Raw genomic sequence first — 21659 nt, 5'->3', positions numbered from 1 at the left:
TACTTCGCGTTAGGCAGGGGCAACTCCGTTACCCGTCCTTGGAAGAGCCGATGACCATTCGACGCCTTCTGCTCGGCGCAATCGCAATTGCGCCACTGGCAGCCTGTCAGACCGCCAACATCCAGCCCCAGGCCACGGCGGAAGCCGATCCTTATGCGGGCTGGTATGTCGGCATGATGCCCGACAAGCCGCACGACGTGCCGCTCGTCGACCGCAGCAAGATGGACGCGAAATACGCCCGTCAGACGGTGGCCTATAACGGCCCCGAGAAGCCGGGCTCCATCGTGGTCGATATCGACGAGCGTCTCCTGTACCTCGTCCAGTCCGACAACACGGCCGTTCGCTACGGCGTCGGCGTCGGCAAGCAGGGCTTCTCCTGGAAGGGCGTCGCGAGCGTCGGCCGCAAGGGCGTCTGGCCCGCCTGGTCGCCCACGAAGACCATGGTCGGCATCAAGCCCGACCTGCCGCGCTACGTGGAGGCTGGCCTCAACAACCCGCTCGGCGCCCGCGCTCTCTACCTGCACCAGAACGGCGCCGACACGCTGTTCCGCATCCATGGCACGAACGAGCCGTGGAGCATCGGCGAGCAGGTCTCCTCCGGCTGCGTGCGCATGCTGAACGAGGACATCGTCGACCTCTACGAGCGCGTTCCGGTCGGCGCGACCGTCTACGTGAAGCGCAACGGCCGCTACCGGGCCTGACGAAACGCCGCAGGAATGATCAGGAGGCCGGGTGAAAGCCCGGCCTTTGTTATTTTTGAATATGGGGCGTGTCGCATCCACCTCATCCTGAGGAGCGGCGGAGCCGCGTCTCGAAGGATGCCTCCGGAGAGCACTGAAGACGCCTCTCCTTCGAGACGGGCCTGCGGCCCTCCTCAGGATGAGGTTATGGGGCGTCCCTTCAGCCGCGAACCGTGGGCTTGATCCCTGAATGCCCCGCGCCCTTTAGACTAAGGAACCTTGGCCGTTCAGGTTGCGTTTTGGTTCGACATGCTTCAAGCCATCACCTGCGCTTCCGCAGGACGTAAAGCCAAAAGGGTCGAGCGATGACGCAGTGGGTCTATACCTTCGGGGATGGGAAGGCCGAGGGCGAGGCGGGGATGAAGAATCTCCTAGGCGGCAAGGGCGCCAACCTCGCCGAGATGTCCAACCTCGGACTGCCGGTTCCCCCGGGCTTCACCATCACGACCGAGGTCTGCACCTACTATTACGATCACGGCCGTTCCTATCCGCAGGAGCTGAAAGGCCAAGTCGAGAAGGCCCTGGAATTCGTGGGCGGCCTGACGGGCCGCACCTTCGGCGACGCCGCAAACCCGCTTCTCGTCTCTGTCCGCTCCGGCGCCCGCGCCTCCATGCCCGGCATGATGGACACGGTGCTCAATCTCGGCCTCAACGACGTCACCGTCGAGGCGGTGGCGAAGGACGCCAACGACGAGCGCTTCGCCTACGATTCCTACCGCCGCTTCATCACCATGTATTCCAATGTGGTGCTCGGCATCGACCATCACCACTTCGAGGAGGTCCTCGACGAGCTCAAGGACCGCAAGGGCTACAGCCTCGACACGGACATGACCGCGCAGGACTGGAAGTCGCTCATCCCGCGCTACAAGAGCATCGTCGAGAAGGAGCTGGGCAAACCTTTCCCGCAGGATCCGCACGAGCAGCTCTGGGGTGCCATCGGGGCCGTGTTCGGCTCCTGGATGAACAACCGCGCCATCAAGTACCGCGAGCTGCACTCCATCCCGGCGAGCTGGGGCACGGCCGTGAACGTCCAGGCCATGGTGTTCGGCAACATGGGCGAGACCTCGGCCACCGGCGTCGCCTTCACGCGCAATCCCTCCACCGGCGAGAAGGAGCTCTACGGCGAGTTCCTCATCAACGCTCAGGGCGAGGACGTGGTGGCGGGCATCCGCACGCCGCAGGACATCACCGAGAAGGCGCGCGTCGCGTCGGGCTCCGACAAGCCTTCGATGGAAAAGGCGATGCCGGAAGCCTACGCCGAGCTCGTGCGCATCTACGGCATCCTCGAGAAGCACTACCGTGACATGCAGGACATGGAATTCACGGTCGAGAAGGGCAAGCTCTGGATGCTCCAGACCCGCAACGGCAAGCGCACCGCCAAGGCGGCCCTGCGCATCGCCGTGGAGCTGGCGTCCGAGGGCCTGATCTCTCAGGAAGAGGCCGTCACCCGCGTCGAGCCGGCGGCCCTCGACCAGCTGCTCCACCCGACCATCGATCCGAAGGCCGACCGAAAGATCCTGGCCTCGGGCCTGCCGGCGTCTCCCGGCGCTGCGTCGGGCGAGATCGTGTTCAATTCGGACGATGCGGAAGCCGCCAAAAAGGCCGGCCACAAGGTCATCCTCGTGCGCATCGAGACCTCGCCGGAGGACATCCATGGCATGCACGCGGCCGAGGGCATTCTCACCACCCGCGGAGGCATGACCTCGCACGCGGCGGTGGTGGCGCGCGGCATGGGCAAACCCTGCGTGTCCGGTGCGGGCTCGATCCGCGTGGACTATGCGGCGCAGACTCTCACGGTCGCCGGGCAGACGCTCAAGAAGGGCGACGTCATCACCATCGACGGGTCGAACGGGCAGGTGCTGCTCGGCCAGGTGAAGATGCTGGAGCCGGAGCTGTCGGGCGAGTTCGCGACCCTCATGGGCTGGGCCGACAAGGTGCGCCGCATGAAGGTGCGCGCCAATGCGGAGACGCCGCTCGATGCGAAGACCGCGCGCAACTTCGGCGCGGAGGGCATCGGTCTCTGCCGCACGGAGCACATGTTCTTCGAGGGCGACCGCATCGTCGCGGTGCGCGAGATGATTCTCTCCGACGACGAGGCGGGGCGCCGCGCGGCGCTCGCCAAGCTGCTGCCCATGCAGCGCGCCGACTTCGCCGAGCTCTTCACCATCATGAGCGGGCTTCCCGTCACGATCCGCCTGCTCGATCCGCCCCTGCACGAGTTCCTGCCGCACTCGGAGGAGGAGATGCAGGAGGTGGCGAAGGCCATGAACGCCTCCGTCGACAAGCTGAAGCACCGGGCGCGAGAACTGCACGAGTTCAACCCGATGCTCGGCTTCCGCGGCTGCCGCCTCGCGGTCGCCTATCCGGAGATCGCCGAGATGCAGGCCCGCGCCATCTTCGAGGCGGCGGTCGAAGCCGGACGCACCACGGGCAAGCCCGTCGTGCCGGAGGTGATGGTGCCGCTCGTCATGACGAAGGCGGAGCTCGACCTCGTGAAGGCGCGCATCGTCGCCATGGCGGAGGCGGTTCAGAAGGAAAGTGGCGTCAAGGTGGAGTACCAGGTCGGCACCATGATCGAGCTGCCCCGCGCGGCGCTGCGTGCGGCCGACATCGCGGAATCGGCGGAGTTCTTCTCCTTCGGCACCAACGACCTGACGCAGACGGCGCTCGGCATCTCCCGCGACGACGCGGCCTCGTTCCTCGGCTCCTACACGAGCAAGGGCATCCTGGCCGCGGATCCGTTCGTCACTATCGACCAGGAGGGCGTGGGCGAGCTGATCAGGATCGCGGCGGAGCGCGGCAAGAAAACCCGCAGCGGCATCAAGCTCGGCATCTGCGGCGAGCATGGCGGCGATCCGGCGTCGATCCATTTCTGCGAGGAGACCGGGCTCGACTACGTGTCGTGCTCGCCCTACCGCGTGCCGATCGCGCGCCTTGCGGCCGCGCAGGCGGCGCTCGGCGGCAAGGCCGCAAGCCAGGCATAGGATCCGCGTCTTGTCCCACGTCAGGCTGCTCTACATCGCCGCGATGATCGTCACCGGCGTCGTGATCGGATGGGTCGCGGCGCAGAACCCCTCATGGCAGCACGCGGCGATCACGCCCGCCGCGTGGCCGCTCGCGGTGTCGCTGGTGCTCGACGTCGCGATCGGGCAGGCGGCGGCGCACGGCAAGACGCAGCCGCTGACCATGACTGACCGCTTCGTCGGCGTCCTCGGCGCAGGCCTCATCGTCACGGCCTTCCTGGCCTACCGGGGCTGACGGAACGCAAAAAGGAACGCGCGATGCTGAAGGGATCATGCCATTGCGGCGCCGTGGCCTACGAGGTCGAGGGCACGCTTGACCAGGTCATCGAATGCAACTGCTCCCACTGCCGCCGGAAGGGCTATCTCCTGACCTTCGTGCCGCGCGGCGCGCTCACCATCCTGCGCGGCGAGGACAATCTCGCCACCTACACCTTCAACACCCACACGATCCAGCATCGCTTCTGCTCCACCTGCGGCTGCGCGCCCTTCGGCGAGGGCAAGAAGCCGACCGGCGAGGCGACCGCGGCGATCAACGTGCGCTGCCTGGAGGAGGTGGAGCTCTCCGACCTCACCATCGTCCCGGTGGACGGGCGCAATTTCTGAGAAACGTCCGAAATGTCGATGGCCGGCGCAAGGCCGGCCATGACGCGCACGTTTGAGTTCGCGCATTCAAGCCGTGGCGGCACGCACCTCAGAGCGCCGCAGGCCCACATACTGGAACTCCGCATACATCAGCACGGCCAGCGCCTGGGCGATCACGAAGGCATAGCCGGCGCGGGTCGGCTCGACCCAGCCGCTTGCGAGCAGCAGGAAGCTGTCGGCGGCCCAGAGCGCGTTGCCGACCACGACCGCCCAGGCGACGGGCCGCTGGATCTGCTCACGCAGGCCCAGCCATCCGATGAAGGCGGCGTAGGGCACGAGCACGATTCCGGCGACGCGCAGGAGCATCTCCGGCAGCCCGAGGGCGCCGCTCATGGGACCGGCCGCAAGCGTCATCAGCAGGCCGCAGGCGGCACTGGTGGCGGCATCGGCGACAAGGGCCTGGCGGAGAAGCGGGGAGGGGATGATCGTCAGCATGGCAGGGTTTCCTCTTTGGCTCGGTCGGGCCCGGTTGCGGACCTCGACCGTGATGAGAGGATGATCGCGCCTCGGCGGCCGGTCGATTACCTCGGAGGTCATGGAACATTGTCCTGCGCCGGGCTATCGTCCGGCCCATGATGAACACGCACCAGACCAAGCCCGTGGGCGACCACATTCGCGAATGGCGCATGCGCCGGCGCATGAGCCAGATGGACCTCGCTCTGGAGGCCGACATCTCGACCCGGCATCTCAGCTTCCTCGAGACCGGCCGCTCGCATCCGAGCCGCGAGATGCTCCTTCTCCTCGCGGATCAGCTCGATATCCCTCTGCGCGAGCGCAACATCATGATGGTCTCGGCGGGCTTCGCGCCTGTCTATTCGCAAAAACCCCTCGACGACCCGGCCCTGCGGAGCGCCCGCCACGCGGTGGATCTGGTGCTCAAGGGGCACGATCCCTATCCGGCGCTCGCCGTCGACCGGCACTGGTCCCTGATCGCCGCCAACGACGCGCTGTTTCCTTTGATCGGCGATGTCGATCCGGCGCTCCTGAAGCCGCCCGTGAACGTGCTGCGCCTGAGCATCCACCCGGCCGGGCTCGCCCGGCGCATCGTGAACTTCACCGAGTGGCGCAACCATCTCGTCGCGCGCCTGCGGCACCAGGTCGACGTTACCGGTGATGCCGTCCTCGCCGACCTTGCGGACGAACTGCGGGCCTATCCGATCCCCGACGGGGCCGTGCGCGGCCCCGTTCCCGCCCATGACTACGGCGGGGTCGTGGTTCCCCTGAAGCTGGCGTCGGAGAGCGGCATTCTGACGCTCTTCAGCACCACCACCGTGTTCGGCACGCCCGTGGACGTGACCCTGTCGGAGCTTGCCATCGAGGCCTTCTTTCCGGCCGATCCGGAGACGGCGGAAGCCTTGCGCCGCCTCGCGGAGGCCCGGCAGGCGGGCGCCTGAGCAGGGCGCTTTAACCCCCTATCAACCTTAAGGGCCGATAACCATACCGAGCCGGGGCATTCCTGAGGGATGCTCCACGGGCGGGTTCGGTAGGGTGTAGTCGCGTGCGTATTCACAATCGTCGCTCTCGGGTCAGATGGATTTGCGCGACGACGGCGCCGTGGGCGCTGGCGGCCGGTCTTCTGGTCTCCTTCACGGCTTCGGCCAGCAACGACCCGCAGGCGGGCGTGAGCTTCGCGACCCGCAGCGCGATCGCCTATCTCAACGAGGGGGCGCTGATTCCCCCGACCGCCGCGGCCGGCAAGCTGGATCTCGGCCGCGACGTCCTCAGGTCGCTTCCCCGCTACGACCTTCCCGACGACTTCGCCAAGGGGTCTCCCCTGCGTGACGACAAGAAAGTGCAGGCCGGCGCCTACCCAGCCGTCGAGCGCGCCCGGAAGGGCGACCCACTGGTCGAGCCCCGTTCGACCCTCTCTCGCCGCGCGGGCGAGATGCGCCCGATGCTGGGGCAGGCGGGCGCGCGCCTGCTCTTCGGCCAGGACGAGCGGCTCCTGCCGCCGACGATCCTGATGGAAGGCAAGCTCGAAGGCCCGGATGCGGAGCAGAGCTTCGAGCCGTGGGACGCACCCGAATACACGACCACGCGGCGGTCGACCTCCGTCCAGTCGCCGGCAGCGGCCGCCGCCGGATCGACCGGCGCCGCAGCGAGCCCCACGACCCCGTCCGTGCGGCGCGCCATCGCCCTGTCCTCCACGACGCCGGCGCCGGTCGACGCGACGCCGATCGAAATCGCCGCGGCGCCCGTTTCGCCGCGCCTGGATCGCAACGGGAGCTTCGGCAACAGCGTGGTTCCGAAGGATGACGAGGACCGGCCGCGCTACGCCGATCTGATCGATCCCGACAACTTGAGCAAGGAGCAGCGCTGCCTCGCGGAAGCGGTCTATTTCGAGGCGCGCAGCGAGCCCGAGGAGGGGCAGGCGGCGGTCGCCCAGGTGGTCCTGAACCGGGTGAAGAGCGGTCTCTATCCGTCCTCCATCTGCGGCGTCGTCTATCAGAACCGCCACCGGCATCTCGCATGCCAGTTCACCTTCGCGTGCGAAGGCAAGGCGCTGCGGATCGGCGAATCCGATTCCTGGGATCGGGCGAAACGCGTGGCGAGCGCCGTTCTCGAAGGACGGACCTATCTGGCCGATGTGGGCGGAGCGACCCATTACCACGCCAACTACGTCCGTCCCTACTGGGCGCGCCGCCTAAAGAAGATGGATGTGATCGGCCGCCATATCTTCTACAAGCTGCGCCCGGGGCAGACCTGAGACCGAACATCACCTTGTGCGTTCGCTCACGGAGCGGAAGATGCCCTCCGGATAGAACGGTTCACGACTGAACCGTGACAGGAGGCACAATGACGGTCAGGACTTCGGTGCCCGGATCGGGATACGGCAACGTCTACGTCGATTCCCTGATCTGGGGCGGCACTGCCTGGAACCCGTCGCAGCCGATCAGGGTCTATTTCGGCCGCGGCAGCGATTTCGAGGCGGCCTCGGCGATTCACGAGCCTCACCACGAGTACCAGCCTCTGCGGAGCGGTGCTGCGGCGCGGGCTTGGACCACGAAGGAGATGCAGGCCTTCACCTCGGCCCTGTCGGTCTTCTCGAAGGTCTGCGGCCTCGTCTTCGTGCGGGCCGACACGGTCCAGGAGGCCGATATCGTCTGGTGGAAAACGCGCCTGTACGACGGCACGCTCGGCGCCCACGAGACACCCGCGAAGGGGCAGATCTGGGGCTATTTCGATCCGACGCAGGAAAGCTGGAAACACCTCGGTCGGGGAGGGGACGGCTTCAACACCATCATTCACGAGCTGGGCCACAGCATGGGTCTCGCTCATCCGCAGGATGGGGGCGAACAAGGCGACGCCACCCGGTTTCCGGGAGTCACGTCGTCCTTCGATACGGGCAGCTACGGCCTCAATCAGGGCATCTGGACGGTCATGTCCTACAACACCGGCTGGGACAAGGCGCCGAACGACATATCCTACGGGGCGCAGAAAGGACTCGGCGCCTTCGACATCGCGGCCCTGCAGGCGCTCTACGGACCGAACGGCGCGGCGGCGAGCGGCCACGATACCTACAATCTGCCGACCCGCAACGGATCGGGGACCGGATGGTCCTGCATCTGGGACACGGGCGGAAGCGACACGATCAGCGGCGCGCGCTCCGCTGAGAGCGTCGTGATCGACCTTCGCGCCGCGAGCCTCAGCCCCGGAAAGAACGCCGCCGGCTTCGTCTCGCACCAGTCGGACGTGAGCGGCGGCTACACCATCGCCAACGGCGTCGTGATCGAGAACGCCATCGGCGGCAAAGGAGCCGACCAGCTCATCGGCAACGGCGCCGCAAACCGCCTGAAGGGCAATGCCGGCGCCGATACCCTGAAGGGATCCGCCGGAGACGACGTTCTCAGGGGCAATGCCGGGAACGACGTGCTCACGGGCGGAGCGGGCCTCGACGCCTTCGTGTTCGACGTCGCGCCGAACTCGCGAACCAACAAGGATCGGATCACGGACTTCAACGCCGCCGACGATGCGATCTGGCTCGACGACCGGATCTTCACGAAGCTCGGCGCCGGCAGCAGCAGCGAGCCCGTCGCGCTCAAGAGCGCCTACTTCTCCCTCAAAGGCCACAAGGACGGGAACGATTATCTCGCCTACAGCCGGAAGACCGGCGTTCTCAGCTATGACGCGGACGGGTCGGGGGCGGCCCATTCCGCCGTGGAGATCGCGATTCTCAAGCCGAAGCTGAAGATGACGGCTCTCGACTTCTTCCTGGTCTGACCACTTCCCGGTTCTGCGGCCAGGCCGCGACGGTCACCCTGCTTCGGCCTGGGTCGGAGCGGATCATCGCGGCGGCCTTCCCGCCGATCATGATGGCGGGAGCGTTCGTGTTGCCGCCGACGAGAGTCGGCATGATGGAGCAGTCGACGATGCGCAGCGCGTCGACGCCGCGTACGCGGAGCTGCGGATCCAGCACCGAGCCGTCGTCGCCTCCCATCCGGCATGTGCCGACCGGATGATAGACCGTGTCGACCCGCTGACGCAGGACCGCGCGGATCTCGTCGTCGCTTCGGATGTCCGCCGTGAAGACGTCGGCGATGCGGCGGCTCGCGAAGGCTGGCGCGTCCATGAGGCGCCGGGTGATCCTGAAGCCCTCGACCATGTCGTCGAGATCCTCGGGCTCTCCGAGGAAGTTCGGGTCGACCAGGGGAGCGGCGCGGGAATCGGCGCTCTGCAGCCGAACGGTGCCTCGACTGTGCGGTCGAAGCAGGCAGACATGGCATGAGAATCCATGCCCCCAGTGCAGGCGCCGGGCATGATCGTCCACCATGGCCACCACGAAATGCAACTGGATGTCGGGGATCTCGCGTTCCGGACGCGTCTTCAGGAAGCCTCCCGCCTCGGCGAAGTTCGTGGTGACCATGCCGCGGCGGGCGCGGACGTAGCGCAGCACCTCGCGCGAGAGCCGGCCGAATCCCGGAAGCGACATTCCGAGGAGGTCGCGGCTTTCCGCCTTGTAGCCGAAGATGAAGTCCGGATGATCCTGCAGGTTTTGTCCGACACCCGGGCGATGAACGACGACCGGGATGTCGAGAGCCTGCATCTCCTCCGCGTTGCCAATGCCGGACAGCATGAGGATCTGCGGCGACTGCAGGGCGCCGGCGCTCAGGATGACCTCGCGGCGAGCGCGGACGATGCGGCGCTCTCCGCCCTGCTCGAATTCGACGCCCGCGGCGCGCTTTCCTTCGAACAGGATGCGGTGTGCGTGCGCGCCGCACGCGACGTGAAGATTGCGTCGCGTGCTCATGTGCGGATGCAGGTAGGCGCGTGCGGCGCTCCAGCGTTCGCCGTTCTTCTGCGTGACCTGGTAGATTCCAAGGCCCTCGGGCTCGGGCACGTTGAAGTCCTCGCACAGGGGAAAGCCGGCTTGCCTTGCGGCTTTGAGGAAGACCGAATGGAACGGATTGTCCGTCCGCGACCGCGACACGGGCAGTGGACCCGCACGGCCGTGCCAAGGCTCTCCGAACTCCTCGTTGCATTCCGCCTTCTTCAAGAAGGGGAGCACCTCGTCGAAGCTCCAGCCGGTGCATCCGAGCGAGGCCCAGTGGTCGTAATCCCAGCGATGCCCGCGGGTATAGACCATGGCGTTGATGGCCGAGCAGCCGCCGAGCACCTTCCCGCGCGGCTGGTAGCCCCGCCTTCCGTCCAGTCCTGCCTGCGGTGCCGTTTCGAAGGCCCAGTTGTGCAGGCGGGAAGGCACCATGAAGACTCCTGCGGCCGGCGTTTTGACGACCCAGTCGGTCCCGCGCCCTCCCGCCTCGAGGAGAACCACGGTGGTGTCCGGGTCCGCGCTCAGCCGGCTCGCGACGACGCAACCGCTCGAACCGCCGCCGACAACAACGAAGTCGCACTCATCCATGACGGACCTCCCGGGGCAGCGGGCGCGACCGCGGTTTGATTTCGGTCATAACGCCGTCCCTGGCTTCAGGTTAGGCAGGCTAACAGGGCGGCTTTACTGCGTGTTGAAAAATGTCAAACGCCGAACGCATGTCTGCAGTGGATACGACGTGGCTGCGCATGGATCGGCCCAACAACCTCATGCAGATCATCGGCGTTCTCGAGCTTGAGCCGCCCGTCGATCTCGATCTCCTCGAGCGCGTCATCGGCTCCCGCCTTCTGCGGTTCGACCGCTTCCGGCAACGGGTCGAGGGCCGCTCCGGCACGCCGTATTGGGTCGACGACCCTCGTCTCGATGTCTCGCGCCACGTCACGCGCACGCGGCTCCCGAATCCGGGCGGCAAGAACGAGCTGCAGCGTTTCGTGGCGGAGCAGGCCGCAAGCCCGCTCGATCCGAACAGGCCGCTGTGGCAGTTCCACATCGTCGAGGACGACGAGGGCGGCGCTGCCGTCGTCGGGTGCATCCATCACGCCATTGCGGACGGCATGGCTCTGGTCAACGTACTGATGTCGATCACGGACGGCGCCTTCGTGGCGTCCACGCGAACCGCCCCATCCTCCGAGGCGGGGTCCTGGCTGATGCAGGGCATCCTTCGCCCGATTTCGGACGGATTGCAGATCTCCGCCGACCAGGGTCTACAGGGATGCACGCGCTCTGAGCGCCGACGAGGCTGCGGATCTGGTGGCCGAGGCAATCACGCGCCGGCCGGCCCGCATCGCCACCAAGCTCGGCATTCTGGGGGGAGCCCTCTACACGCTCACACCCCATGTGGCGCAGACCGTCACGAACGCGATCTACCGTGCCTTCCCCGATGACCACGACGCCGATGGAAAAGGCGTGGAGGCGCCATCGGTCGAGCAGGTCGTCCTCGGACGCCTGCTGCACGGCATCCATTTCTGAGCCGAAGCCGGAACGGAGGCTCAGCGCACGGGCATCGACAGGAGACGGAGATGGGACATGCAGCAGGACGTGGCATTGTGGTTCCGGACGCGTCGCGGCAGCAGCCCGCGCCCGGCGCGAAGGAGGCCCGCGAGGGCGGCGTCGAGAAAGTCTGGCTGAGGCGCTATCCGGCGGGATCCCTGCGGAGATCGATCCCGATGCATATGCTTCCCTGGTGGCGATGTTCGACGACAGCGTCCGCAGGTTCGGTCCTCTCCCGGCCTATAGCTGCATGGGAGCGGACATCACCTACAACGAGCTGGACAGGCTGTCCGGCTGCTTCGGGGCCTTTCTTCAGAGCGCTCTCAAGCTCGAGCCCGGCTCTCGCGTCGCCCTCATGATGCCCAATCTGCTGCAATATCCCGTCGCCATGTTCAGGGCGCTGCGGGCGGGCTGCACGGTGGTGAATTGCAATCCTCTCTACAGCCCCCGGGAGCTGGAATACCAGCTGAACGACTCGGGAGCGGAGGCCATCGTGATCGTCGAGAACTTCGCCCATGTGCTCGAAGGCGTGACCCGCAGGCCCCAGCTCCGGCACGTCATCACGACGCAGGTCGGCGATCTGCTCGGCTTCCCGAAACGTACGGTCGTGAACTTTGCCGCGAAGTATCTGAAGCGCATGGTTCCCGCCTGGCATCTCCCGGAAGCGGTGGCGCTATCGACCGTGCTGGAGCAGGGGGCGCGGTTGCCCTGGAAGCCGGCCGCACCGAACCCGCAGGACGTCGCCTTCCTGCAATATACGGGCGGCACGACGGGAGTCCCGAAGGGCGCGATGCTCACGCACCGGAATCTGGTCGCGAACGTTCAGCAGGCTTACGCCTGGCTCTGGTCTTTCCTCGAGGACGGCGAGGAAATCGTCGTCACGGCGCTGCCACTCTACCATATCTTCGCCCTGACGGCGAACTGCCTCGTCTTCCTCAAGATCGGCGCGCGCAACGTCCTGATCCCGAACCCGCGGGACATCCCGGCCTTCATCAAGGAGCTGCGGAAGTTCCCTTCACCGACATCACCGGCGTGAACACGCTGTTCGGTGCGCTCCTCAACAACCCCGACTTCGCCAGGCTCGACTTCACCCAGATGGAGTTTTCGATGGCGGGAGGCATGGCGGTTCAGCGATCCGTGGCCGAACGGTGGAAGCAGTTGACAGGCAGGCCGCTGATCGAAGGATACGGTCTGACCGAAACGTCGCCGATCGTGACGATCAATCCCCTCGACATTCAGGAATACAACGGATCGGTCGGGCTGCCCCTCCCGTCGACGGACATCGCCATCCGGGATGATGACGGGAATGACTTGTCGATCGGCGAGGCGGGGGAGCTCTGCGTGCGCGGCCTGCAGGTGATGAAGGGCTACTGGAACCGGCCCGACGAGACCGCCAAGGTCACGACGAGCGACGGCTTTCTCCGGACCGGCGACATCGCGATGGTCGACCGGGAAGGCTTCGTACGGATCGTCGACCGCAAGAAGGACATGATCATCGTGTCCGGCTTCAAGGTGTTCCCGAACGAGATCGAGGATGTCGTCATGCTTCATCCCGGCGTGCTGGAGGTCGGGGCCGTCGGGCGCCCGGATCCGAAGACGGACGAGGCGGTCGAGATCGTGGTGGTGAAGCGCGCCCCCGGCCTGACCGCGGAGGCGCTCATCGAGCACTGCCACAAGCACCTGACGCCGTACAAGGTGCCGAAGGACGTGGAGTTCCGCAGCGAGCTGCCGAAGACCCCCGTCGGGAAGGTTCTTCGGCGCGCGCTCCAGTAGCGGCGTGCAACCCGATGCTCTGCATCTGAAGCAGAGCATTGGGTCGGGCAATAGGGGTGAATAGATTTTCGGCCCGACGCCTTAGTGCGCCATCAGGATCGGCACGTCGGACGTGCTGAGCATGTTGCGCGTCGCGCCGCCCGCGATCCACTCGCGAAGGCGGGAATGCCCGTAAGCGCCCATGACGATCAGGTCGGCGGAGAGGCGGCGCGCCTGTTCGAGGATGACGTCGCTGATGTCGCGGCCTTCGCCGGCGACGACCTGAACCTCCACGGATGTGCCGATCCGGTCGAGATGGCGGGCGATGTCGGCCCCGGGGGCGCCGGGCCCGTTGTCGCTCGAGGACTCCGGATCAACGATCAGGACGACGGTGCGGGCGGCCTTCTCGATGAAGGGCGCGGCCTCGGCTACGGCGCGGGCGGCCTCGCGCGTGTCTCGCCAGCAGACGAGAACGCGGCGGATGGCGTCGCTCGGACGGCGGCCGGGCGGGACCACGTAGACGCCGCGTCCGCTTTCGAACAGGACGGAGCCGAACAGGTCGCTCCAGGCTTCATCGCTGCCGCCGTCGAAGGGGCGGCTCGCCACGAAGATATCGGACCACCGCGCCTCCGAGGCCGCAAGCCGCAGCAATTGTCCCGGCATTCCTTCCAGGCGGCGGATTTCGCTCGGCACGGAGAGGCGGGAGAAGCGCTCGGCCAGACGTTGCTGCGACAGGTCTCCCTGGCGACGGGCGTCGTCCTGGAGCTGCACCATGATCCCCGCGGCGGACGCGCCGCCGTCCATGGGCGTGATCGCCGCGAGATCCGGCAGGGGATTGGTGAACAGGCCCGTCAGATGGGCCCGCGAGGCGGACGCGATGGCCTCGGCGTGAAGCAGGCGCTCCTCGTCCGCGGAAGTGCCGTCCAGATGGACAGTGACGTCTTTGATCACGGTGATCCCCCAGCTTGATGCGCAGTCGCCCAACGGGCCGCGCACGAACGATAGCGCCGAGCCGCTCCCGGGCATTGAGCAATGTCAAATCCCGACTCGGCGCCGGATGGGTTCAGTAATCGATCGCCGCGAAGAAGATCGCGAAGAGGCCGTCGACGACGATGACCATGAAGATCGCCTTCACCACCGACGACGTCACGTGGCGGCCGAGGGACTCGGCGGAGCCCTGGACGGCGAAGCCTTCGATTGCCGCGATGAGCCCGATGATCAGGGCCATGAAGGGAGCCTTGATCAGGCCGACCATGAAGGTGTTGAGGGCGATCGCGTCCTTCAGGCGCGCCATGAAGACCTGCGGGCTCATCCCGTCGTAGAGCCATGCGACGAGACCGCCGCCGGCAAGTGCCGCGATATCGGACAGGAAGGTCAGCATCGGCAGCGCGAGGATCAAGGCGACGAGCCGCGGGATGATCAGGACCTCCATGGGATCGAGCCCCATCACCCGGATCGCGTCGATCTCCTCGCGCATCTTCATGGAACCGAGCTCGGCCGTGATGGCCGAGCCGGAGCGGCCGGCGATCATGATCGCCGTCAGAAGGGCGCCGAGCTCGCGGAGCGTCAGGATGCCGACGAGGTCGACCACGAAGGCGCTCGATCCGAAGCGGCGAAGCTGGAAGATGCCCTGCTGGGCGATGATGCCGCCCACCAGGAACGAGATCAGCGCGATGATCGGGATGCCCCGGAGGGCGATCCGGTCGAGCTGATAGACGAGGGACGTTCCCCGGAACAGCGACGGCCTGAGCAGGACGCGCCCAAGCGCCGTCATGAATTCTCCCAGGAAGCCCAGCCCGGTCACGAGGTCGTTCGAGATGTTCGAGACATGGTGCCCGAGCGAAACGAGCGCGTCGGTCGGCCTCGCATGAGGCTCGGCATGCAGGGGCGGGACGTCGTAATGGTCGATCTCTTCGAGCAGGATGCGATGCTCGTCGCTGGCTCCCGAGAAGGTCACCGCATAGCCTTGCTTGGCGAGCTCGTGCCGCGTGCGGTCGAGGAGCCAGGCCCCGACCGTGTCGAGCCTGTCCACCTGGGACAGGTCGAGGACGACGCTCCGGTCCCGCCGCGTGGCGGCCACGAGATCCGCAACGGACGCCTCGATGGCCGTCGCCTGGTCCGAGGTCCAGTTCCCCGCCATGCCGACGCGCGCCTCGTTGCCGGCGTGATCGAGGGACCAGCGCGGCGGGTCCGGAGCGACGTCGCGGAGTTCGGCTGAGGACATGCAGCCTCCTCAGTGGGACATGAGCACGGGAACCGTCATCGAGCGCAGGATCTCGCGCGTCGCACCGCCGAGGACGATCTCGCGCAGGCGCGAATGGCCGTAGCCGCCCATCACGATGAGATCGGCTCCGATATCGGCCGCGTGCGAGAGCATGAGGTCTGCGACACCGATGTCGCCACCCACCACATGCCTGGGCTCCGCCGTGATTCCGTGCCGCCCGAGATGACGGGCGAGATCGTGGCCCGACAGGAAGGGCCGGCTGCCCGCATCCTCGCCGATGGTGAGGATCTCGACATGGCGCGCCTTCTCGAGAACCGGCAGCGCATGCGACACGGCGCGGGCCGCCGGCTCGCCGCCATCCCAGGCGACCAGCACGTTCCTGATATCCGGGCGTGCGCGGATATAGGGCACGATCATGAGGGGACGCCCCGACCCGAAAAGGACCGCTTCGACGATGTCCGAGGTATCGACGCCAGTAGGGTCCGGTTGCGGCAGGATCGTCAGGTCGTAGCAGCGCGCCGCCCGGGCGAGCACGTCGCCGACCGAGTTGGGCGTCGCCTTGAAGCGCAACGTCTCCAGCGTCAGGTCCGTCCGTCGCGCGGCTGCGGTGACGGCCTCCAGGGCCGCCGTTGCGGCCGCTTCCGCGTCCTCCCGGATCCGGTCGAGCACGTCGTCCGGCATCTCCGCCATCACGTAGGCCGGAACCGACGGTTCGGTCACGGGGGCTGCCGCAGTCAGCGTCGCGCCGCAGGCGCCGGCGAGCCAGAGCGCATAGGTGCTGGCCGGCTCCGTGCTGGCGCCCGCCAGGACGAGGAGGTCCTTGAAAGCCATGTGGGTCTCCCAGGAAGCCGGGCGAAGAATCCCGATGACGCTCTGTCCTCGGCTCCAGCGGGAGTGTGGCAGAACGCCCGATGCCGGCGTTGATCTTGCTCAATTCGCCGGCCGGACGGGCAAGGTCCTCTGCAAGAGGTCGCCCGTCGCCAGACGGCACCTTCCTTGCCGCGGACCGGGAGCGCGACATTTATTGAGAGCCGAAAGGCCGTGCCGCACCAGGAAAGGAGTTGGTCCCGATGCCGGACGTTGTCACGATCACGATGAATCCGGCCCTGGATATCGCGACGAGCGCCGAAGCCGTGGTGCCGACCGACAAGGTGCGGTGCGGGCAGCCCCGCTACGATCCCGGGGGAGGCGGCATCAATGTGGCGCGGGTCGTGCGGACGCTCGGCGGTGATGCCCTCGCGGTGTTTCCGGCCGGCGGGCCGGCCGGCGATGCGCTCGACCTCCTGCTCGATCGGGACGGCGTTCCCCACCAGCGCATTCCGGTCGCCGGCTCGACCCGCGAAAGCTTCACGGTCGACGAGCGGCGCAGCGGCCAGCAATACCGGTTCGTCCTGCCGGGTCCCGAGTTGTCCAAAGCCGAGCAGGACCTCTGCCTCGAAACCATCGCGAAGACGGCCGCCGATGCCCGCTTCATCGTGGCGAGCGGCAGTCTTCCCCCGGGGGTGCCGGCGGACTTCTACCAGAAGGTCGCGGACGTGGCGCGCCGCCTCGGCGTCCGCTTCGTCCTCGACACCTCGGGCGAGGCCTTGAGGCAGACGAAGTCCGGGGTCTACCTACTCAAGCCGAGCATCCGTGAATTGCGGGAGCGCACCGGCCGCGAGCTGCGCACCGAGGCCGAACAGGTGGCGGCGGCGCGCGGGCTCATCCTGGATGGCGTCAGCGAGGTCGTGGTGGTGTCCCTCGGCTCGCAGGGAGCCGTTCTGGTCACCCGTGACGCCCATGAGTCCCTGGCGCCGATCGAGGTGCCGATCCGCAGCGCGGTTGGAGCCGGCGACAGCATGGTGGCGGCGATCACTCTCGGGCTGGCGCGCGGGATGGATCTGCGCGACGCGGTCCATCTCGGCATGGCTGCGGGAGCCGCGACGCTCATGACCCCAGGCACCGGACTGTGCCGGCGGGAGGACGTGGAGCGGCTCTATTCCGCGTGGCGTCTTCGCGCCGGGTGAGCCGAACCGATCCGTGCGACCTTTTCGGGCGCCGTTCTGTCACGTCCGATCTCGCGCTCGATGTCGAGGATCCGCATGGTGGTCTTGAGAACGGTATCGGGGTTGAGGCTGATCGAGTCGATGCCGAGGCGAACCAAGTACTCGGCCACTTCCGGGTAGTCCGAGGGTGCCTGCCCGCAGATCCCGGAATGGCGCCCGTTGCGGCGCGCGCCCTCCACGGCCAGCTCGATCAGCTTCAGGACGCCCGGGTCGCGCTCGTCGAAGTCGAAGGCCACGATCTCGGAATCGCGGTCGACGCCGAGCACGAGCTGGGTGAGGTCGTTCGATCCGATGGAGAAGCCGTCGAAGTGCTTCGAGAATTCGTCGATCAGGATGACGTTGTTCGGGATCTCGCACATGACGTAGACCTCGAGGCCGTTCTCGCGTCGCGTCAGGCCGAAACGGCTCATGGCAGCGAGAACCCGCTCGGCCTCCTCCACGCGGCGGCAGAACGGCACCATCGGGACGATGTTGGTGAGGCCCATGTCGTCGCGGGCGCGCGTGAGAGCCGCGCATTCGAGCGCGAAGCCATCCTCGTAGGTCGGGTGCGCGTAGCGCGAGGCGCCCCGGAAGCCGAGCATGGGGTTGGCTTCCGTGGGCTCGAAGGCCCGGCCGCCGAGCAGGCTCGCATACTCGTTTGTCTTGAAGTCCGAGAGGCGCACGATCACGGGTTTGGGATAGAACGCCGCCGCAAGCGTCGCGACGCCTTCCGACAGGCGCTCGATGAAGAAGTCCGCGGGCCGCTTGTAGCCTCCGGTCAGGCGTTCGATCTCGGCGCGCTCCGCTGCATCGGAGATGCGCTCCGGGTGGACGAGCGCCATGGGATGCACCTTGATCGCATTCGTGATGATGAATTCCATCCGCGCGAGGCCGACCCCGTCATTGGGCAGGAAGCTCAGGGCGAAGGCACTGTCGGGATCGCCCACGTTCATCATGATCTTGGTGGCAGGGCGGGGAAGGGAAGCGAGGTCGATCTGCTGCACCTCGAACGGGATCTCGCCCTCGTAGACGCGGCCGGTCGTGCCCTCGGCGCAGGAGATCGTCACCACGTCGCCGGTCTTGATCGCGCGGGTCGCGGCATCTGTGCCGACCACGGCTGGAATGCCGAGCTCGCGCGCCACGATGGCCGCGTGGCAGGTGCGCCCGCCCCGGTTGGTCACGATGGCGGCGGCGGTCTTCATCACCGTGCCCCAATCCGGGGAGGTCGTGTCCGCCACGAGAACCTCGCCGGGCCGGAAGGCGGCGAGGTCGGTCTGGTGCGTGATGACGCGCGCCTGTCCCGAGGCGATCTTCGCGCCGACCGCGCGTCCCTCGACCCTCAGCGGCCCGGTCCCGGTCAGGCGGTACTCCTCGAGCCTGGTGCGGTCGATCTGCGAGACGACCGTCTCCGGTCGCGCCTGAACGATGTAGAGCCTGCCGTCGAGGCCGTCCTTGGCCCATTCCACGTCCATGGAGCGGTGCTCTCCGGCGCGGCGGCTGTAGTGCTCCTCGATCCTGATGGCCTGATCGGCCAGCAGCAGCACCTCGTCGTCGCCGATGCAGAAGGCCTCGCGCTCCTTCCGGTCGGTCGGAAGGTTGCGGGTGTGTTCGCGCCCGCCTCCCTCCGCATAGGCCATCTTGATCTTCTTCGCGCCGAGCGTTCGGCGCAGCACCGCGCGCTTGCCCTGCCTGAACGTGGGCTTGAAGACGTAGAACTCGTCGGGATCGACGGTTCCCTGCACGACGTTCTCGCCGAGCCCGTAGGCCCCCGTGATGAATACGACGTCCCGAAAGCCGGTCTCCGTGTCGATAGAGAAGATCACCCCTGACGAGGCGAGGTCCGACCGCACCATCTTCATGATGCCGACGGAGTTGAAGACCTTGAAATGGTCGAAGCCCTTGTCGATCCGGTAGCGGATCGCCCGGTCGGTGAACAGGCTGGCGAAGCAGCGGCGGACGGCGTCGAGCAACTGCGCCTCGCCCGCGATGTTCAGGTAGCTCTCGTGCTGCCCCGCGAAGCTCGCGGTCGGCAGATCCTCCGCCGTAGCGGAGCTGCGGACCGCGACCGTCAGCTGCGAGCCGTATTCGCGAACGAGCTCCGCGTATGCGGATCGGATCTCTCCGGCGAGATCCTCGGGCAGGGGAGCCGCATAGACCAGCTCCCTGGCGCGTCTGGCGCGGCTTGCCAGATCCGCGACGTCGCCGACATCGATGCCGTCGAGCAGATCGTGAAGGCGCGGCCACAGGTCGGACCGGTCGAGGACGGCGCGGTATCCGTCGGCCGTGACGGCAAAGCCGTTGGGCACGAGAACGCCCTGTGGTGTCAGCTCGCGGTACAATTCGCCGAGCGACGCGTTCTTGCCCCCGACCAGTGGCACGTCGTCGAGGCCGATGTCGCGAAAGAACTTGATGAAGCGAGGGGCTGTCGTCATGGGTTCTGCTCAGGTCGTTGCGGTCGAGGATCCGTCATCGGGGCGGTCCGGGCCCGGCCCCGCCATGCGGCTCACCCAGACCGACACCTCCTGGAGCGTGGCAAAGCCGTCCGGCGGCGGATCGGAGCATGGACCGAAGCCGGCCTCGACGCGCCATGGACCCGAGGGACTCCCCGGGCTGCCGCGCTGCGCCTCGGCGAGAACCGCCATCAGGCTGTCGCCCAGGAAAACGAGGCGGCCCACGGTCACGCCGTGCAGAGACGCCAGGGGAATTGGTCGGAAGCTGACGACGGAACGCATCGCATTCTCCAGGGCATGCGGCGGCCCTCGAAGCCTGGACGAGATCGATGGCGGCGGCTTTGATTTACCGCAACGCGGATCACGGTCCGGAGCGGCCCTGCGAACGGCGCGAGGATCGCATTTTTGCTCCTTCCCGGTCGCTGTGCGGGAAGGAAGCCCCGGACACGGACCCGCGTCGATCAGGGGCGCAACGCGTCCGCCAGGATTCCGGAAACATCGAGAATCGTCAGCCTGTCGCCCAGCGCCGCCACGAAGTCGCGCGGCTGCGGGATCGTGTTCGTCAGCACGATGCGATCGATGAAGGGCTGCGTCAGGTTCGGGAGGGATGCCATGCCGCCGACCCCGTGCGCTGCGACGAGCCAGACGGCGCGCGCGCCACGGTCGCGGCATTGATGCGCGACGCGGGCCATGGTGGTTCCGGTGCTGATGAGGTCGTCGACGATCACCGCGATGCAGCCCGAGACGTCACCGACGAAGAGATCGCCGGAGACACGTCCCATGCTGCGTTGCTTGTCCGCCACGGCTTTCGCAACGGGGCGGCCCAGCAGTCGCTCGAGGGTTTCCCGGAACTGCTCCGCCCGTTTCGCGCCGCCGATATCCGGCGAGACGACCGCCACCGGCGTATGGCCGACCCACTGGGCCACGGGCTGGCCGAAGGCAAGGTGTCCGTCAATATGGGTGGTGGAGCACCGGAAGGCGTTCTGGAAGGCCGCAAGGTTGTGGACCTCCATCGTCACGATTCGGTCGGTTCCAACCGCTTCGAAAACCTGGGCGAGATAGCGCGTGGTGACGGGATCGTTCGGCTTGGTCCGACGGTCCTTGCGCGCATAGCAGAGATACGGCGCCGTCATGGTGACGCGCGCGGCGCCGGCATCCTTCAGGGCGCCGATGAAGAACAGGGCCCGACAGAGACGGTCGTTGACGCTCTGCCCTTCGCCTCCGTGCAGTCCCGCCACGATATGAACGTCGCCGCCCCGAACGTCCACGAGGGGCCGCGTCTTGTGCTCTCCATCCTCGAAGTTGCGCTCCTCGTGATCCTGCAGCGGCAGCCCCAGATGGCGCGCAATCCGCTCGCCGAGACCGGCCGCGGACGTCATGGCGAAGAGGAGCGGCCGGTCCTTCCTCGGCGCCGCCCGGCGTGCGTGCTCCGTCGCCGGCCTCCCGGACACCACATGCCGGACCGAGATGCCGCCGAACAGGCCCTCGACCCGGTCGTCGGAGCTCGATAGTGGCGCCACCACGATCTCGACGCTCAGCCGCATGCCGTCCGCCACGCGCGTCGTGAAATCCGCCAGCACCGGCTCAGCGTGGGATCGGACGAGCTCGACGAGCCGGCGGAGCCTCACGGCGCCGCGCGCCTCGGCGGGCGAACGCAGGATGTCCGCGCCCGGGTCGCAGGGTCCCATCAGGGTTTCGAAGGCGGCTCCGCCGAACACGAGCAGCGGCGCCCGATCGCGCGGGTCGATCCGGAGGATGAAGGCTTGCGAGGCGTCGTCCCCGAGCTCCGAAACGCTCATGTCCTGCAGGGTCGGGGCCACGCGGCCGTTCCGCTTGTTCGTCCAGTACTCTATGAGGTGCGCGAGGGACTCGTCCTTCGGCCGGGGAGCGAAGTCGAGCCGCTCGAACAGTCGCCGGAGAGCCGGGTCCGTCATCGCAAAGGTCGTCATGGCTGGCCTGCCTGGAACGAGAGAGCCGAACAGGG

At 67.2% G+C, this 21659-nt stretch carries 19 protein-coding genes and 1 pseudogene; 12 read left to right on the top strand and 8 right to left on the bottom strand.

The window, feature by feature from the left end; genetic code table 11:
• Positions 1-50 precede the first annotated feature (50 nt).
• The 4 genes from DES45_RS20760 (at position 51) to DES45_RS20745 (ending at position 4366) form a co-directional block, all read left to right on the top strand.
• Entirely contained in the window at positions 51-701 is a 651-nt protein-coding gene (locus tag DES45_RS20760) for a L,D-transpeptidase (RefSeq protein WP_114772175.1), read from the top strand.
• A gap of 344 nt (positions 702-1045) precedes the next feature.
• Positions 1046-3724, top strand: coding sequence for a pyruvate, phosphate dikinase (gene ppdK / locus DES45_RS20755; RefSeq protein ID WP_114772172.1), 2679 nt, complete (start codon positions 1046-1048; stop codon positions 3722-3724).
• Positions 3725-3734: 10 nt separating this feature from the next.
• Positions 3735-3998, top strand: coding sequence for a hypothetical protein (locus DES45_RS20750; protein ID WP_114772170.1), 264 nt, complete (start codon positions 3735-3737; stop codon positions 3996-3998).
• A 23-nt stretch (positions 3999-4021) separates the two neighbouring features.
• Positions 4022-4366 carry a GFA family protein gene (locus tag DES45_RS20745; RefSeq protein ID WP_114772168.1) on the top strand — a complete coding sequence of 115 codons (345 nt, stop codon included), beginning with the start codon at positions 4022-4024 and terminating at the stop codon, positions 4364-4366.
• 66 nt (positions 4367-4432) lie between these two features.
• On the opposite strand, the gene DES45_RS20740 is transcribed toward DES45_RS20745, so the two are convergent.
• Positions 4433-4840, bottom strand: coding sequence for a hypothetical protein (locus tag DES45_RS20740; protein ID WP_114772277.1), 408 nt, complete (start codon positions 4838-4840; stop codon positions 4433-4435).
• Positions 4841-4977: 137 nt separating this feature from the next.
• Between DES45_RS20740 and DES45_RS20735 the strand changes: the two genes are divergently transcribed.
• From DES45_RS20735 to DES45_RS20725, 3 genes are all read left to right on the top strand, one after another.
• Complete coding sequence (locus DES45_RS20735; protein WP_114772167.1) at positions 4978-5799, top strand: helix-turn-helix domain-containing protein; 822 nt, start codon at positions 4978-4980, stop codon at positions 5797-5799.
• Positions 5800-5903: 104 nt separating this feature from the next.
• Positions 5904-7112, top strand: coding sequence for a cell wall hydrolase (locus tag DES45_RS20730; protein WP_245571821.1), 1209 nt, complete (start codon positions 5904-5906; stop codon positions 7110-7112).
• A gap of 89 nt (positions 7113-7201) precedes the next feature.
• The gene (locus DES45_RS20725) at positions 7202-8626 is read left to right on the top strand and encodes a M10 family metallopeptidase (RefSeq protein WP_114772163.1); all 1425 of its coding nucleotides are present in this window, start codon (positions 7202-7204) and stop codon (positions 8624-8626) included.
• Here the strand turns inward: DES45_RS20725 and DES45_RS20720 are convergent.
• Positions 8580-10265 carry a GMC family oxidoreductase gene (locus DES45_RS20720; RefSeq protein ID WP_114772161.1) on the bottom strand — a complete coding sequence of 562 codons (1686 nt, stop codon included), beginning with the start codon at positions 10263-10265 and terminating at the stop codon, positions 8580-8582. The genes DES45_RS20725 and DES45_RS20720 overlap by 47 nt on opposite strands.
• A 110-nt stretch (positions 10266-10375) precedes the next feature.
• Between DES45_RS20720 and DES45_RS26380 the strand changes: the two are divergent.
• The 4 genes and pseudogenes from DES45_RS26380 to DES45_RS26370 form a co-directional block, all read left to right on the top strand.
• A pseudogene (locus DES45_RS26380) lies at positions 10376-10798 on the top strand (wax ester/triacylglycerol synthase domain-containing protein); the annotation flags it as partial.
• Positions 10799-10985: 187 nt separating this feature from the next.
• Positions 10986-11204 carry a hypothetical protein gene (locus DES45_RS25880; protein WP_245571819.1) on the top strand — a complete coding sequence of 73 codons (219 nt, stop codon included), beginning with the start codon at positions 10986-10988 and terminating at the stop codon, positions 11202-11204.
• Between the two features lie 220 nt (positions 11205-11424).
• The gene (locus DES45_RS26375) at positions 11425-12261 is read left to right on the top strand and encodes an AMP-binding protein (protein WP_281024102.1); all 837 of its coding nucleotides are present in this window, start codon (positions 11425-11427) and stop codon (positions 12259-12261) included.
• Positions 12258-12998, top strand: coding sequence for an AMP-binding protein (locus DES45_RS26370; RefSeq protein ID WP_281024101.1), 741 nt, complete (start codon positions 12258-12260; stop codon positions 12996-12998). Before DES45_RS26375 ends, DES45_RS26370 begins: the two co-directional genes overlap by 4 nt.
• Positions 12999-13079: 81 nt before the next feature.
• Here DES45_RS26370 and DES45_RS20705 read toward each other — a convergent pair whose 3' ends face one another.
• The 3 genes from DES45_RS20705 to DES45_RS20695 form a co-directional block, all read right to left on the bottom strand.
• Positions 13080-13928 (bottom strand): universal stress protein, encoded by an 849-nt coding sequence (locus tag DES45_RS20705; protein ID WP_170151580.1) that lies wholly within the window; start codon positions 13926-13928, stop codon positions 13080-13082.
• Positions 13929-14040: 112 nt separating this feature from the next.
• Positions 14041-15201 carry an ABC transporter permease gene (locus tag DES45_RS20700; RefSeq protein WP_114772155.1) on the bottom strand — a complete coding sequence of 387 codons (1161 nt, stop codon included), beginning with the start codon at positions 15199-15201 and terminating at the stop codon, positions 14041-14043.
• A 9-nt stretch (positions 15202-15210) separates the two neighbouring features.
• Positions 15211-16032, bottom strand: coding sequence for a universal stress protein (locus tag DES45_RS20695; protein WP_114772153.1), 822 nt, complete (start codon positions 16030-16032; stop codon positions 15211-15213).
• 239 nt (positions 16033-16271) lie between these two features.
• On the opposite strand from DES45_RS20695, the gene DES45_RS20690 reads away from it, so the two are divergent.
• Positions 16272-17207, top strand: coding sequence for a 1-phosphofructokinase family hexose kinase (locus DES45_RS20690; protein WP_114772151.1), 936 nt, complete (start codon positions 16272-16274; stop codon positions 17205-17207).
• On the opposite strand, the gene ppsA is transcribed toward DES45_RS20690, so the two are convergent.
• The 3 genes from ppsA to prs all read right to left on the bottom strand — a co-directional run bounded on the left by ppsA (position 17177) and on the right by prs (position 21624).
• Positions 17177-19657, bottom strand: a complete 2481-nt coding sequence (gene ppsA, locus DES45_RS20685; RefSeq protein WP_114772149.1) for a phosphoenolpyruvate synthase — start codon at positions 19655-19657, stop codon at positions 17177-17179. The two genes, DES45_RS20690 and ppsA, sit on opposite strands and share 31 nt — an antisense overlap.
• 9 nt (positions 19658-19666) lie before the next feature.
• Positions 19667-19957, bottom strand: a complete 291-nt coding sequence (locus tag DES45_RS20680; RefSeq protein ID WP_114772147.1) for a hypothetical protein — start codon at positions 19955-19957, stop codon at positions 19667-19669.
• A 179-nt stretch (positions 19958-20136) separates the two neighbouring features.
• The gene (gene prs / locus DES45_RS20675) at positions 20137-21624 is read right to left on the bottom strand and encodes a ribose-phosphate diphosphokinase (RefSeq protein ID WP_114772275.1); all 1488 of its coding nucleotides are present in this window, start codon (positions 21622-21624) and stop codon (positions 20137-20139) included.
• Positions 21625-21659: the final 35 nt, after the last annotated feature.

The sequence above is a fragment of the Microvirga subterranea genome, assembly GCF_003350535.1.
Lineage (GTDB): Bacteria > Pseudomonadota > Alphaproteobacteria > Rhizobiales > Beijerinckiaceae > Microvirga > Microvirga subterranea.
Note: the sequence above shows the minus strand (reverse complement) of the source record. Positions and strands in the feature narration are given on the sequence as shown.